This window comes from Shewanella sp. 553, from assembly GCF_059338375.1.
In genome coordinates this window covers 1,443,002-1,457,117 of record NZ_CM181701.1, presented here as the reverse complement: position 1 = coordinate 1,457,117, position 14,116 = coordinate 1,443,002, and the positions used below count along the sequence as shown (strand labels likewise).

Below are 14,116 nucleotides of genomic sequence, written 5' to 3'. Positions count from 1 at the left end.
GTCACTCAAAACTATATGCTCAAGTTTGCTTGCAGCAATTCATTCCATTTAAGTTCATCGCTGCGTTAAACGAATTAACCCTTCCTGAGTCGCAGATGCTACCAAGGTGCCATCTTCACTGTAAAACTCACCTCTGACAAATCCTCGACCACCCGACGCATTGGGACTATCGATGCTGTAAAGCAACCACTGACTTAAATCGACAGGACGATGAAACCACATGGCATGATCTATCGTCGCCATGCGCATACCTGGGGTTAAAAACGACACGCCATGGGGCTGCGCTGCGGTCACCAAAAAATTAAAGTCAGAGGCATAAGCCAACAGATATTCATGTACCGACAGCTCATTGGGTACATTGCCGTTGGCACGGATCCACACGTAACGTTTAGGATCTGATGCCGCTGGCGCTATCGGGCTGCTGGGGTTGACTAAGCGCATTTCTAGGGGGGAGTCGGCCATAAACTTTTCAAGCACACGGGCAGGCACTTTATCACGCAACGTCATCGCCAACTCTTGTTGGTTCATTAATCCTTCAGGTCCTGGCACATCTGGCATCTGGCTCTGGTGCTCAAAACCTTGCTCATGAGATTGAAACGAGCAGGTCATATAAAAGATCGGCCGCCCTTTTTGAATCGCTTTCACTTTTCGCGCACTAAAGCTGCCACCGTCGCGAACCACTTCCACATCGTACACTATCGGTAGTTTTTCATCGCCAGCGCGCAAGAAATAGGAATGAAACGAGTGAACTTGCCTTAAAGGATCAACGGTTTGTGCCGCCGCGCTTAGGGCTTGGCCCATCACTTGGCCACCAAATACGTGACCGAAGCCCAAATCTTGGCTTTGACCTCGATAAAGGCCAACCTCTATCTGCTCAAGCGACAGCAGCGATAATAGATCATCTAATACTTGACTCATTACACCTTACCGACAATATCTACTAAATTAAACGACAAGCTTACCTTAGAAGACGTTCATATGACTAGAGTATAACGGGGGATAAGGTGTTTAATTACACCGCTAATTATTCAATCACGATATGGTGTTCGCTAGCACTTCTTTTAGCCCAAGCGGTTATTTGAGCTTCACCACTGCGATGTACTCGATAAGGGCGCGCATACTTAAGCTCATGCCAACGCGCATGTATCACATTTGGATTACACTCGGCATCAGTAATACGCATGTGTGGAGATTCAGTGAATTTGCCATGGCTCACACTACCGGCTGCGACCAACAAATGCTGACCGCTAGGAGCTAAGGAGGAGGTCAAAAATAACATCACCGCATTTACCGATGAGGTCGAGAACAGCGGCTTAACTAAGGGTGACAAATGATGTTCGGTCATTTGAGTCAATGCGTGAGGGGTAATCGAGTTGACACAAATATTGCTATCAACACCTTCGATCGCCAGACTATTCACTAAGCCAATTAAGGCCATTTTACTGGTGGAAAAACAACTTTCATGTCGATCGCCATATAAGGCGCTGGCGCCACAGCTCATGAGTATGCGTCCATAACCTTGGCGCTTCATCTGAGGCCAAACGAGTTTAGTCAGTATAAAACTGCCATTGACATCGATATCGAGCTGTTGCTGCCACTGAGCATAAGAAAGCTCCTCGAACGCACAAGGATGATGAATACTGGCATTATTAATGACAATATCAATATGGCCCCAACGGCCAAGAATTGCCGTAACCGCATCATTTAAACCAGCACTATCACGCACATCTAGCTTAAAGCTCATGGTCTGCGCGCCTAATTCTGACAGGGTTTGTGCGGTTTTTGCCAGACCAGAGTCTTGGTCAAGCACTGCATCGGGATCGGCAATGCCAGCATCAATTAGCACAACATGCGCGCCCCGCTCGGCAAGCGCGATAGCATAAGCTCGCCCTAAGCCGGCTCCGGCTCCAGTGATCACAGCCACCTGTTCATCAAAACGCATAAACTATTTCCCTTATGTCATTGCCTTGTTGACGCTTCCCTACATCAAGCTACTACAATCATAAAATTCCATATTAATTAATTAGATAATGATTAACTTAGCCATCAACCGACCTTACTAAAGAGTCTTATAACAGCATATATGATGGTGATATTCTTTGAGGCTATCGACAAATATGAGTCAGAATAGGTAAGGCATTGTGCGCTCGCTCAAACTTTGACGATTTATCTTCACAAAACAATAACAAAATAACATTTAAGTAGAACAGCTGAGCAATTATGCGCCATTTGAGCAAAAATAGAACGAAGCAGTTCACATAACGCTATTGCAAGCGCTGCAAGGCGTCACCGTTTTTTGCTATGCTATTGATTGACCGTCTTGAGCGAATACCGCTCCCACTCCTATATTGCTAACGTAAGTACAAATACAACAATGAATCCTTGGATCCTGGCGACACGCCCACGCACTCTTCCTGCAGCTATTGGCCCGTTATTAGTGGGCAATATTTTAGCGATTAACCTAGAACAATTCAGTTGGTTCATCGCTGCTATTTCCATGTTATGTGGGGTTTTACTGCAAGTGGCGGTTAACTTAGCTAACGACTACTTTGACTTTAAAAGCGGTATCGACACCCATGAACGCTTAGGCCCAATACGAGTAACGCAAAGCGGCTTACTGGCGCCAGAAAAAGTGCGTAATGCCATGGTTGGCTGTCTGGCTCTGGCTTTAGTGGTTGGGTCAATACTCATTTATCATGGCGGCTGGCCCATCGCACTATTAGCAGCCCTGTCAATTTTAGGGGCACTTGGTTACAGCGGCGGCCCCTACCCATTGGCATCTCATGCATTGGGAGAAGTGGCGGCATTTATCTTTTTTGGTTTAGTGGCTGTCGTGGGTAGCTTCTATCTTCAGGCTGGCACGACCAACACGGCAGCTTGGTTGCTTGGCAGCGCCATAGGCCTGTTTAATGCAGCTATCATGTTAGTGAATAACACCCGTGATATCCCAACCGATGCCAAAGCGGGTAAATTAACCTTGGCGGTCAAAATCGGCGAAGGCCAAGCACGAGTGCTCTATCAAGCATTGGTTTATCTGCCTTTCGCCCTCATTATTGGCGGCTTTTTTCTGGGGTTATTACCAGGTTTACCTGTGCTCTTAGGCGGGCTATCACTGATTTTGGCACGTAAGCTTAACAGTGAGTTTAGCCACACTTCAGGCCAAGCCTTAAACCCTTTATTGGGTAAAACGGCCAAGTTAACGATTATTTTTAGTGCCTTATTCAGTCTAGGCTTAGCTTTTAGCTTTTAGCTTTTAGCTTTTAGCTTTTAGCTTACATCACACATAAATAAGGCCAGTGAATTCACTGGCCTTATTTATGTTATTCGATAGATAAATTTAGCGATAACCCCAAATTATTGCGCTTTTATACCTCGTATTCAGCGCCATCTTTCGACGTAAATTGCTTGTTGCGACTTCCGGCCTGTCCGCTAACTAGACTAGTCCAACTGCGCTGTGATGGCGCCTGTTGACTGTTAACTATGGTCATTAATGTGGCTTCAACTTGCACATCATCAATGCCAGCTAAGTCATTACAACCATGCTCACCCCGACGATTAATAGACACTTCAACGTGAAAACCATTGTTTTTCAAAACCAATGACGTCGGCTCACATTTATGGCCTGTTAAGGCGACAAATTGTTTAGGTTCTGCCAACCCACTTTGACTACCATCGGCAAAGAATGCCAATAGCTGCTTATAATAAACGACATAACTGCAGACATCCTGATGCGACCCATTACTCAACGGAAAGTGTTGATCCAGCACTTGCTTGGCATAGGCTGTCGCTTCACTGTGGTTGTGCTGCTCTAAGGCGGTGTTTCCGTTTGTATGTGTCATAGGCATTACCTGCTTGATGAAGTTGTAAATACTGTGGTCGATAAGATTAGATTGCTGTGTGTGAATATTCATAGCTTCATCCTCATATATAATTTGGTACGTTTATCGCGTTTGGGGCATCTCAAAGCTGACTGACTAATAGGTATCGACTTTGCCGAAATACACTGCAACTGACTTATCTCGATTGCTTGATTTGTAGTCTAGTCTTTTTTTATTTACAATTTCACAATAGAAATTTCACAATGTGAATTTTACAAAATGAAAAACAACACAAGTTTAATGAGAAAGTCGCATTTTTTGGGAACCAAAATCCGTAACCTCAGAAAACGTAACAACCTCACCATGGAAGATTTGTCGGCCCGCTGTATCCGTGTGGATACCGATTCGGCGCCCTCGGTCTCTTATCTATCTATGATAGAGCGAGGTAAACGTGTGCCCAGCGCTGGCATGCTAGCTGTTATAGCGGCGGTGTTTCAAAAAGAGGTCGACTGGTTTCTTGACGATGCGCCAGAGCAACAAGCCATCACTCCAGTTAAAGGTTCTCGCGGCGGCATAAGTGGCATGGCGCTAGAGCCAAGCTTTTTGTTTTCTAGTGAAATTTTACAAATTGCCATCCCTGAAATGTTGTCACAAACTGGCATCAGCGGCCGCCAATTTGCGCACTTATTAATACGTGCGCATCAAGAGCATCATCAAAATCATTTTCCTGATCTTGAGCGCGCCGCTGAAGAAGTGGGCTTAAAACGCATGCCGCTCAGCCTAGATGATCTGCTGGAAATTGTCGCCAAGTTAGGATTAACAGTGAAATGGTTTACCCGCGCCCCTAAACAAATCCGTCTTGAAGCAGGTGCTAGCGAGCAGCACATCATCACCTCTTATTTTGAAATGCCCAATAAGCTGTGCCTCAACAAATTACTCAACAACCACACGAATCGGCTCAAATACGATTTAGCCGTCCACATAGGACATTGCGTGTTACACAACAAAGATGGCTTAAAAAGTATTATGGTCGCGGGTCGAAGCCACGGTACTAGCCTAAGTGAAGACAGCTTTACAGCGCCGCAATCCTCCACTGTCGATGCGCAAGATATTTTGCATGCTTGGCGTGATTTTGAGTCGAGCTTTTTTGCTGGCGCCCTGCTGTGTCCCAAGGTTCCCTTTAGACAACTGCTCGACAGGCATGGTTATGAAATTGATGTTGCTAAACGCGTTGGCGTGTCAGCCTCGGTGGCGATGCGCCGCATGACGGCCGTGTCACCTTATAGCCATTGGCACTATTTTGATGCCTACTCACCAGGCAAACTTAAAGCCGTTTATCGGGGTAATGGCATTCCGCTGCCTTGGGGCAATATGCGCCAAGTTGAAGATCCCTGCCAGCACTGGGCGGTATTTAGAATGATCAATGCCTCTTCGACGGGGTCTTCGGCACAGATCTCGATTTTAGATGTGGCTCAAGAGCCAAAAATTTACTGCTGTGAATCGATTAGGGTTAACGATCTGGCTGGCACGCCCCATGTGCTATGCGCCGGTATTGACCTCAACCCCGCCATCGAAGCTCAGGGCGGCGATGCACAAGCTATCGCCCATGAGCTGAAACAGGTCTGTGTCGATAACGGCGGCTCAGCTCACCTGCCCACCAGCATTAAAACGGATATTAAGCGCGTGGCGAGAATACTTAATATCAATTGGATTGAGCGCGGCATAGACAACGAAGCCAGATTGATCTGCTCGCGGGGCTCAACCTGCCCACGTAAACCCAGCTGTTACGCCAGCGGCACTTGCGGCGGATAGATAATCGTATCAGCGCTATCACAACGGCAAAGGCCACAGGGGAACCCGTGGCCTTTTGCTTATCCATATCTCAACGGTTAGATGTCATAACTATTGGCTATAACTTCACTAACGTACGTGGCTTGTGGCTCCAATTAAGGTGATATTTTTCCCCTACTGGAGTATCAACTCGCTCAAAACTATGGGCACCGAAGAAGTCACGTTGACCTTGTAATAGGTTAGCAGGCAAGGTGTCACAACGATAACTGTCATAATATGCCAATGCCGAGCCGATACAGGGTACAGGCACACCGCTTAACACGGCTTGGGCCACTGCCCTGCGCCAATCGAGCTGCTTGGTTGACAATGCTGCACTAAAGCTCTCGGCCATCAACAAGTTGCTCAGTTCCACCCCTTGTGCCTGCGCGGCTTGATAAGCCTCACTGATCGACTGTAAAAACTTGGCACGAATAATACAGCCAGCGCGCCATATCTTAGCAATTTCGGCAAAGTCCAATTGCCAACCTCTCTCGGTAGCCATCATCGCCATCAACTGAAACCCTTGTGCATAACAAGCAATCTTGGCGCAATATAAGGCGTTTTCTAACTGTTCGATAAACGTCGTCCGCTCACTGCCGGTAAGCGCAGCCTTGCTTGGCCCCGCTAGACACTGGCTTAATTGTTGACGCTGTGTTTTTTGAGTGCTCATTGCGCGGGCATAAACGGCTTCTGCAATAGTTGGCGCGGGAGTACCCACCTGTAAACTGCTTACCGCGGTCCACAAGCCGGTGCCCTTTTGTCCTGCTTTATCGAGGATCATCTCCACTAATGGCTTGTCTGTTAAAGGATCGATCTGAGCCAGCACCTCGGCACTTATCTCCATCAAATAGCTATTGAGGCTGCCTTGGTTCCAACGCGAAAAGACCTCACTCACCTCTAAGGCACTCATGCTACAGGTATCTGACAGCAACAGATAAGCTTCACAGATCAGCTGCATATCGGCATATTCGATACCGTTATGTACCATTTTGACATAATGCCCTGCGCCAGCAGGGCCAATATAGGTGGTACAGGGCTCGCCCTCTGTAACAGGATTACCTGGCTCTTGTCGTTCAATAGGTAAACCCGTTGCAGCATCCACTTTAGCGGCTATCGCTTGCCAAATGGGTTTAATATGCTCCCAGGCATTGATATCACCACTAGGCATCAATGATGGACCAAAACGTGCGCCCATTTCACCACCTGACACGGCGCAGCTAAAAAAGATAAATTGCCCCGCATAATGGGCTTCACGGGCGACGGTATCGGTCCATAGGCTGTTACCTGTATCAATGACAATATCATCGGCTTCAATGCCCGCATCAATCAGGGCACCGCAGACGCCATCAACAGGCTCCCCGGCGGGCACAGATAACACCACAATACGGGGTTTAGTGAGATTGGATAACATTTCAGAAAGATTATTACAGCCTTTAATACGCTGAGGCTGGCCGGCTAAGCGCTCTTGTTGTTCTTGTGCCAGTAAGCCATTAACTTTGTCATTATCTAAATCGAACGCAGCCACAAGATAGTGGTTGTCGGCAATATTAAGTGCGAGGTTTTTTCCCATCACACCTAAGCCTATCATGCCAATATCGAGCAATTCTGAATGATTTTGCATTACATGTGTCCCACAAAAAAAGCGATGAAAGAAGCCTGCCAATGATGGTGTTCACGCGATTTAAATCACATCTTAGGCCAAAAAGAGGAAAACACTAACAAGCCGATTGCTCATATTAAGCAAGCAATAAATTGATAATGATTATACAAAAATGAGTAACTTAATGACTAGGTATTATCCAATATCACTGGCCGCTGAAGAAAACACTGTATTTCAGTAAATCGCCAGCGTGTCCGTTACTGATTGAGCTGGGCCGTCAATGTGAGGCACAGATCGCGCATTTCATCGAGCTTGGCACCTGAAATGCTCACCTTATCCAATAATTGCTGCGTTAACGCCAAGGCAGCTTGTTTCAACGCCGCGCCCGCTAATGTCACATTAATCACTTTTTTACGCTCGTCGCGACTGTCGATCGTCCGCGCCACCAATCCCTTACCTTCCAGACGCTTAACTATGGGGGTCAAGGTGCCTAAATCGAGGCGTGTCGATTGAGAAAGATCCGTCAAACTGGCGCCATCGTGTAACCACAATGCTTGCATTACTAGGTATTGAGGATAAGTTAAATCACACTGTTCTAGCAGTGGGCGATAGGCCCGCACTAGGGCGTTCGCGGCAGTATATAAGGCAAAACAGACATTATCTGACAATGCAGGTTTCACTGTTGAGGTCGTTGCCATCGCAGTGTTTTTAGCAGCGCTAGGAGATAGGTTGTCTGATGTGCTTGTCACTGATTTGCTCGCCACTGGGTTGCCCTTAAACTCGTTATTCACTGAAAAAGTAATTATAAAAATGGAGGATCAAAATGCGCCAGAAAAACTCAACCCATTCATTTTAGGTATTCTATACCCATAAAACGGTATAAATGCATGCCTACAATAGCAAACCGTATATGGGTTTCTCTTAACACCGATATTTAGTTTGCGCGCAAACTATTTGCATTACTCAGGCTTTGAGAGTAGAGTTTACCACAATTAGTTAGCGCACAAAGCAAAATGAGGATTTTCATGCAAGCACAACACATTTTACTCCAATCTCGCCCAGAGGGTATGCCAACGGCAGCCAATTTCGCCTTAACTCAAGTCACCCTACCTGAGTTACAGCAAGGTCAGTTTTTAGTCAAAAACCTGTGGATGTCAGTTGACCCATACATGCGCGGCCGCATGATTGACAGAGAAAGTTATATCGCACCGTTCGCCTTAGGCGAAGTGCTTGAAGGTGGTGCCATCGGCGAAGTCATAGCGTCAAAGCACGCCGACTTCCCTGTTGGCTGTAAAGTGAGCAGCATGAATGGTTGGCGCACACATTATGTGACCGACGGTAGCGACCACACCATTTTACCTACAACCCCTTTATGTGAGTCTCACTTTCTTGGCGTATTAGGCATGCCAGGCATGACAGCATGGACAGGTTTAAACCGTATCGCCGAGCTCAAAGCAGGTGAAACCCTGTTTGTATCGGCCGCTTCTGGCGCTGTGGGTAGCGTGGCTTGTCAACTCGGTTTGTTAATGGGGGCCAAAGTGGTCGCCTCTGTGGGATCTGACGAAAAAGCCGCGAGCCTCAAAGCCATGGGCGTTGAGCAGGTGATTAATTACAAAACCACAACCGACTTAAGCGCCGCACTGCGCACCGCTGCGCCTCAAGGTGTCGATGTGTATTTTGAAAACGTCGGTGGTGAGCACTTAGCCGCAGCGCTGGATAATATGAACGATCATGGCCGTATCGCCGTGTGTGGCATGATTGCCCAGTACAATGATACCGCGCCAACACCTGGGCCGAGTAACCTTGCTTATATTATTATGAAAAAGCTAAAAATTCAGGGCTTTATCGTATTTGAGCACTGGGAACATTATCCAGAGTTTACCCAGCAGATGGGGCAATGGTTAGCTAATGGTAAAGTGAAAGCCGAGCAAACTATCTATGAAGGTATCGAGCAAGCCCCTGCGGCATTTATCGGCCTGTTCGAAGGTAAAAACCGCGGTAAGATGGTGGTTAAACTCTCTTAAACGGCTGAATAAAAAGTCGTAAACTAAAAAGCCGACTAGTTAAAAGTCGGCTTTTTTGAGTTTTAGTTATCAGACAATAAAGCCTAAAACAGGGCCTAAAACAGGCTTTAATCTACCAGCTGTCAGGGATTATTTTACCTTTAATAATCCGACAAAGACGCATAACCCGCCGCCCACCATACCTGCCCACGCTTCTAGTGGGGTATCGCCGCTGAACGCTCGACTGATCTGCGAGCTTGCCGAATCATAAATGTTATAACCCCACACAGCCAACGCCACGCCAACAAGAATAAGCGCAATACCAATGACTTTATTGATCATCATGAATCTGTATCCTTTATTTTCAACCATTCGATATTGGCGACAACACATAAAAACTGACTCGCGTGTAAAGACAGTTAACTCGACGCAATGTGTTAACCCCAACGGACAAGCAGTAGACTGCCGCCAACAAATACCATGTTAAAACAAGCCCTAACCATCCAATGATAACTGGCGTATGACAATTTAAACTGCTTAGACACTATCACCATAATCCCCATCAATGTAAACCCTGGGGTAAAAAAGAAAATCAACTGCCAGGTGACCAATATAACAGCAACATCGTGCAGTGCACCACTGACGCTAGTCGTCACAACCGAAGCCACCCCTTTGGAGAGAACTTAGCTTAAAGGCTTCATCACGTGTAGAGATAAGTAATAGCCCCATATCGGATTCCAATAGTGCCAAAAGAGATGAAAGCCGCCTGCCCCCAATGAACGTTGCAACATATTGCGCATCAAACCTGACGCGCCAAGTGGTACCCGTGGCGCTTTTTGACATACGCAGATAAAGATATCGATTTACACACTGGGCTTGTGTCGCCAACTACTGAAGGGCTAGGGCTAAAAAGGAAAAGGGCCAGATGGCCCTTTTCATACAAGCTTAATCACCAGCCTTATACATGGGCATCGGCATAGCCCATCCGGGTTAATACATTACGAACTAGCTCTAATGTATAAGGATCTTCAATGGTCGCTGGCATATTAAAGGTCTGATTATCGGCAATTTTACGCATAGTACCGCGTAAAATCTTGCCCGAGCGTGTCTTAGGTAATTTAGGCACGGCACTGACTAACCTAAACGCGGCCACAGGGCCAATCTGCTCGCGCACAAGGGCTGTCAGCTCTTTATGCAGTTGCTCATCACTTAAGGTGCAGCCTTTTTTAAGTACCACTAACCCCAGCGGCACCTGCCCTTTAAGCTTATCGTCAACGCCGATAACCGCCGCTTCAGCCACGGCTTCGTGTTGACACAATACCTCTTCAAAACGGCCGGTCGATAAACGGTGCCCGGCAACATTAATGATGTCGTCGATACGACTCATAATGTATAAGTATCCCTCTTCATCCATATAACCCGCATCGCCAGTAAGATAGAAACCAGGGTACATGGACAAGTAACTTTCCTTATATCGCGCCTCATTTTGCCAAAGGGTCGCCAAGGTGCCTGGTGGTAGTGGCAGTTTGATCACCACATTGCCAGTTTGATTAGCAGCAACGCGCTCGCCCATCTCGTCAACCACTTGCACATCATAACCCGGTACCGCTAATGCAGGGGAGCCCGCCTTAACCGGCACAGGCGCAGTGCCCATCATGTTGGCGGCCACTGGCCAGCCCGTCTCGGTTTGCCACCAATGATCGATAACGGGTTTGTTCAGCTTCTGCTCAGCCCAATGTAAAGTATCGGGATCGCAGCGTTCACCAGCTAAAAACACCGTCTGTAGACAACTTAAATCAACATCTTTTAAGAAGTCACCATCAGGATCGTCGCGCTTAATGGCACGAATGGCGGTCGGTGCAGTAAAGAAGCTCTTCACCTGATATTTAGCAATGGTACGCCAGAAAATCCCCGGATCTGGGGTGCCCACTGGCTTGCCTTCAAATAATAGCGTTGTCGCCCCCACCAGCAATGGACCATACACTATGTAGGAGTGCCCCACCACCCAACCGACATCCGATGCCGCCCAAAACACATCACCAGCATGTATGTCATAAATATTTTTCATCGACCACGCGAGCGCCACAGCATGGCCGCCGTTGTCGCGTACTACGCCTTTAGGCTGACCTGTGGTTCCAGAGGTATAAAGCACATATAAAGGATCGGTCGCCTCCACTGGTTGACAATCGATATTGGGCGCATCCACCATGGCCGATTGCCAATCCACATCGCGGCCATCAACTAAATCAGCATGCAATTGATGGCGGTTGAGAATAAGGCATTGCTCCACATGATGGGTCGCTTGAGCCAGTGCGTCGTCAAGTAACGGCTTATACGCCACCACACCAGAGGGCTCGATACCACACGATGCCGATAAGATCATTTTCGGCTTGGCATCATTAATACGCGTCGCCAGCTCATTGGCGGCAAAACCACCAAACACCACCGAATGGATGGCACCGAGTCGTGCACAAGCCAACATGGCATAGGCGGTTTCGGGGATCATCGGCATATAGATGATCACTCTATCGCCCTTAGTCACACCTTGGTTTGCCATGTAACCTGCAAGGCGACTCACTTGAGCTTGCAGCTCATTGTACGTAACGCCATATTCGGTATCGGTGATCGGGCTGACATATTGAATCGCCACCTGCTCACCACGCCCTGCCTCTACATGGCGGTCAACGGCGTTGTAACAGGTATTGATTTCGCCACCACTGAACCAGCGATACATGGGTGCATTTACGTCATCGAGTACGGTGTCGAATGGTTTAACCCAATTGATTGCTTGGGCGGCATCGGCCCAAAACTCATTTGGGTTTTCAATAGATTGTTGATGTAATTGGTTATGTAACGCCTTCATTTGCCTCTCTCCGAATGACATGGGTAGCGCCCATATCGGTTACTGATCACTCCGTTTTGCCCCCTAAAGCGACGAGGGCCAGTAAAAGCATTATGAGACACGGCGCGCCTTTGCCCATTAGACCTTTGCATAATGGCCACTCAATTAACAAGCTAAATGATTGTTAATATTTAACTTATTAGTATAGGCATGCGTACTTCGTACATTTTACCGCCTAAAATCTTTACCTTTACGTAAACTTCATATATCGTTCTAGCAATGTTAATTGTTATGGTATTTTTTTGATGAGCGACAAACACACCACCCAGATGACTTATTCCATTAGCGATCTGTCAAAAGAGTTCGATATAACCACCCGTAGTATCCGTTTTTATGAAGATCAGGGGCTGCTAAAACCTAAGCGTCGTGGGCAAACCCGCATCTATGGTCTCAAGGACAGAGTACGCCTAAAACTGATTTTACGCGGTAAGCGACTTGGCTTTTCTCTAGCCGAAACCCGCCGTTTATTTGAGCTTTATGACGCCGACAAAAACAGCAGCACCCAGCTACACACCATGCTCGATCTTGTCGAAGAGAAAAAGACCGCTCTTCAGCAGCAGATGGACGACATCAAGGTGGTATTGATGGAGCTCAATTCTGCCGAGCAGCAATGCCGCGCGGCACTTGAACTACAACAACAGTAATCCTGGATACATAACCATACAGAATTAACACAAGCAGTTGATAAGCCATAAAGTATTACAAAAAACAACACTAACATACTAAAATAATTATAAAAAAATCAGACCTGTAGGATATAACAATGACTCAACTCTACTCCTCTCTTAATTTTGGTCTCGGTGAAGATGTCGATATGCTGCGTGATGCAGTGCAGAGTTTCGCCGCCAATGAAATTGCTCCTATCGCCGCTAAAGTCGATCAGGAAAACGCCTTCCCTAACGAGCTCTGGCCCGTGCTGGGTGACATGGGCTTGTTAGGCGTCACTGTGCCTGAAGAATACGGCGGCGCCGACATGGGTTATCTCGCCCACGTAGTGGCGATGGAAGAGATTTCGCGTGCATCGGCGTCTATTGGCCTTAGCTATGGCGCGCACTCTAACCTGTGTGTTAACCAAATTAATCGCAACGGCAACGCCGAGCAGAAGGCTAAGTATCTGCCGAAACTGGTGAGCGGCGAGCATATTGGTGCCTTGGCCATGAGTGAACCTAATGCTGGTTCTGATGTGGTTTCAATGAAACTGCACGCACGCAAAGAGGGTGACCGCTATATCCTCAACGGCAACAAGATGTGGATCACCAATGGGCCCGACGCCCACACCTATGTGATCTACGCTAAAACTGACCTAGATAAAGGCCCCCACGGGATCACCGCATTTATCGTCGAGCGCGGTTCCAAAGGCTTTAGCCAGGCACAGAAGCTGGACAAACTGGGCATGCGCGGTTCAAACACCTGTGAATTGGTCTTTGAAGATTGTGAAGTCCCAGAAGAAAACATCTTAGGCGGACTCAACAACGGCGTAAAAGTTCTGATGAGCGGCCTAGACTACGAGCGCGTGGTCTTGTCTGGTGGCCCACTTGGGATCATGACAGCCTGTATGGATATCGTGGTGCCATACATCCACGAGCGTGAGCAGTTTGGTAAATCTATCGGCCAGTTCCAGCTAGTTCAGGGCAAGTTGGCCGACATGTATACCGGCATGAACGCGGCAAAATCTTATATCTATAACGTCGCTAAATCTTGCGACCGTGGTGAGACGACTCGCAAAGACGCCGCAGGCGCGATTCTCTACTCTGCCGAACTCGCTACCAAAATGGCACTCGATGCGATTCAACTGCTCGGCGGTAACGGCTATGTCAACGAATATGCTGCGGGTCGCCTACTGCGTGATGCTAAGTTGTATGAAATTGGCGCTGGCACCTCAGAAATTCGCCGCATGCTAATTGGCCGCGAGCTATTTAACGAATCTAAATAGTTAATCGCTTATTGATGGCCGAGAGATCGC

At 47.4% G+C, this 14,116-nt stretch carries 13 protein-coding genes; 5 read left to right on the top strand and 8 right to left on the bottom strand.

What is annotated here, in order from left to right:
- Window positions 1-54: 54 nt before the first annotated feature.
- Complete coding sequence (tesB, locus tag AC5YBZ_RS06640) at window positions 55-918, bottom strand: acyl-CoA thioesterase II (protein ID WP_494519495.1); 864 nt, start codon at window positions 916-918, stop codon at window positions 55-57.
- Between the two features lie 106 nt (window positions 919-1,024).
- Window positions 1,025-1,942 carry an SDR family NAD(P)-dependent oxidoreductase gene (locus tag AC5YBZ_RS06635; RefSeq protein WP_494543595.1) on the bottom strand — a complete coding sequence of 306 codons (918 nt, stop codon included), beginning with the start codon at window positions 1,940-1,942 and terminating at the stop codon, window positions 1,025-1,027.
- A gap of 432 nt (window positions 1,943-2,374) precedes the next feature.
- On the opposite strand from AC5YBZ_RS06635, the gene AC5YBZ_RS06630 reads away from it, so the two are divergent.
- Complete coding sequence (locus AC5YBZ_RS06630; RefSeq protein ID WP_494519497.1) at window positions 2,375-3,250, top strand: 1,4-dihydroxy-2-naphthoate polyprenyltransferase; 876 nt, start codon at window positions 2,375-2,377, stop codon at window positions 3,248-3,250.
- 115 nt (window positions 3,251-3,365) lie between these two features.
- Here the strand turns inward: AC5YBZ_RS06630 and AC5YBZ_RS06625 are convergent, their stop codons facing one another.
- Entirely contained in the window at window positions 3,366-3,911 is a 546-nt protein-coding gene (locus tag AC5YBZ_RS06625; RefSeq protein ID WP_494519498.1) for an aldolase/citrate lyase/malate synthase family protein, read from the bottom strand.
- A gap of 186 nt (window positions 3,912-4,097) precedes the next feature.
- Here AC5YBZ_RS06625 and AC5YBZ_RS06620 point away from each other — a divergent pair, with 186 nt between their 5' ends.
- Complete coding sequence (locus tag AC5YBZ_RS06620) at window positions 4,098-5,630, top strand: DUF3612 domain-containing protein (RefSeq protein ID WP_494524636.1); 1,533 nt, start codon at window positions 4,098-4,100, stop codon at window positions 5,628-5,630.
- 97 nt (window positions 5,631-5,727) lie between these two features.
- On the opposite strand, the gene gnd is transcribed toward AC5YBZ_RS06620, so the two are convergent.
- Both gnd and AC5YBZ_RS06610 read right to left on the bottom strand, forming a co-directional pair.
- Window positions 5,728-7,269, bottom strand: a complete 1,542-nt coding sequence (gene gnd / locus AC5YBZ_RS06615; RefSeq protein WP_494543594.1) for an NADP-dependent phosphogluconate dehydrogenase — start codon at window positions 7,267-7,269, stop codon at window positions 5,728-5,730.
- A 236-nt stretch (window positions 7,270-7,505) separates the two neighbouring features.
- Entirely contained in the window at window positions 7,506-7,946 is a 441-nt protein-coding gene (locus AC5YBZ_RS06610; protein ID WP_494543707.1) for a MarR family winged helix-turn-helix transcriptional regulator, read from the bottom strand.
- Window positions 7,947-8,273: 327 nt separating this feature from the next.
- Here AC5YBZ_RS06610 and AC5YBZ_RS06605 point away from each other — a divergent pair, with 327 nt between their 5' ends.
- The gene (locus AC5YBZ_RS06605) at window positions 8,274-9,272 is read left to right on the top strand and encodes an NADP-dependent oxidoreductase (protein WP_494543593.1); all 999 of its coding nucleotides are present in this window, start codon (window positions 8,274-8,276) and stop codon (window positions 9,270-9,272) included.
- Window positions 9,273-9,401: 129 nt separating this feature from the next.
- Here AC5YBZ_RS06605 and AC5YBZ_RS06600 read toward each other — a convergent pair whose 3' ends face one another.
- From AC5YBZ_RS06600 to AC5YBZ_RS06590, 3 genes are all read right to left on the bottom strand, one after another.
- Window positions 9,402-9,593, bottom strand: a complete 192-nt coding sequence (locus AC5YBZ_RS06600) for a DUF3185 family protein (protein ID WP_475516953.1) — start codon at window positions 9,591-9,593, stop codon at window positions 9,402-9,404.
- A gap of 95 nt (window positions 9,594-9,688) precedes the next feature.
- Window positions 9,689-9,907: a hypothetical protein gene (locus tag AC5YBZ_RS06595; protein WP_494543592.1), complete on the bottom strand. Its 219-nt coding sequence runs from the start codon at window positions 9,905-9,907 to the stop codon at window positions 9,689-9,691.
- A 302-nt stretch (window positions 9,908-10,209) separates the two neighbouring features.
- Window positions 10,210-12,114 carry a propionyl-CoA synthetase gene (locus AC5YBZ_RS06590; RefSeq protein ID WP_494519503.1) on the bottom strand — a complete coding sequence of 635 codons (1,905 nt, stop codon included), beginning with the start codon at window positions 12,112-12,114 and terminating at the stop codon, window positions 10,210-10,212.
- Window positions 12,115-12,398: 284 nt separating this feature from the next.
- Between AC5YBZ_RS06590 and AC5YBZ_RS06585 the strand changes: the two genes are divergently transcribed.
- Window positions 12,399-12,797, top strand: coding sequence for a MerR family transcriptional regulator (locus AC5YBZ_RS06585; RefSeq protein ID WP_494519504.1), 399 nt, complete (start codon window positions 12,399-12,401; stop codon window positions 12,795-12,797).
- Between the two features lie 119 nt (window positions 12,798-12,916).
- A complete protein-coding gene (locus AC5YBZ_RS06580; RefSeq protein ID WP_494519505.1) occupies window positions 12,917-14,086 on the top strand; it encodes an isovaleryl-CoA dehydrogenase in 1,170 nt (389 codons plus the stop codon).
- The last annotated feature ends 30 nt before the right edge of the window (window positions 14,087-14,116 follow it).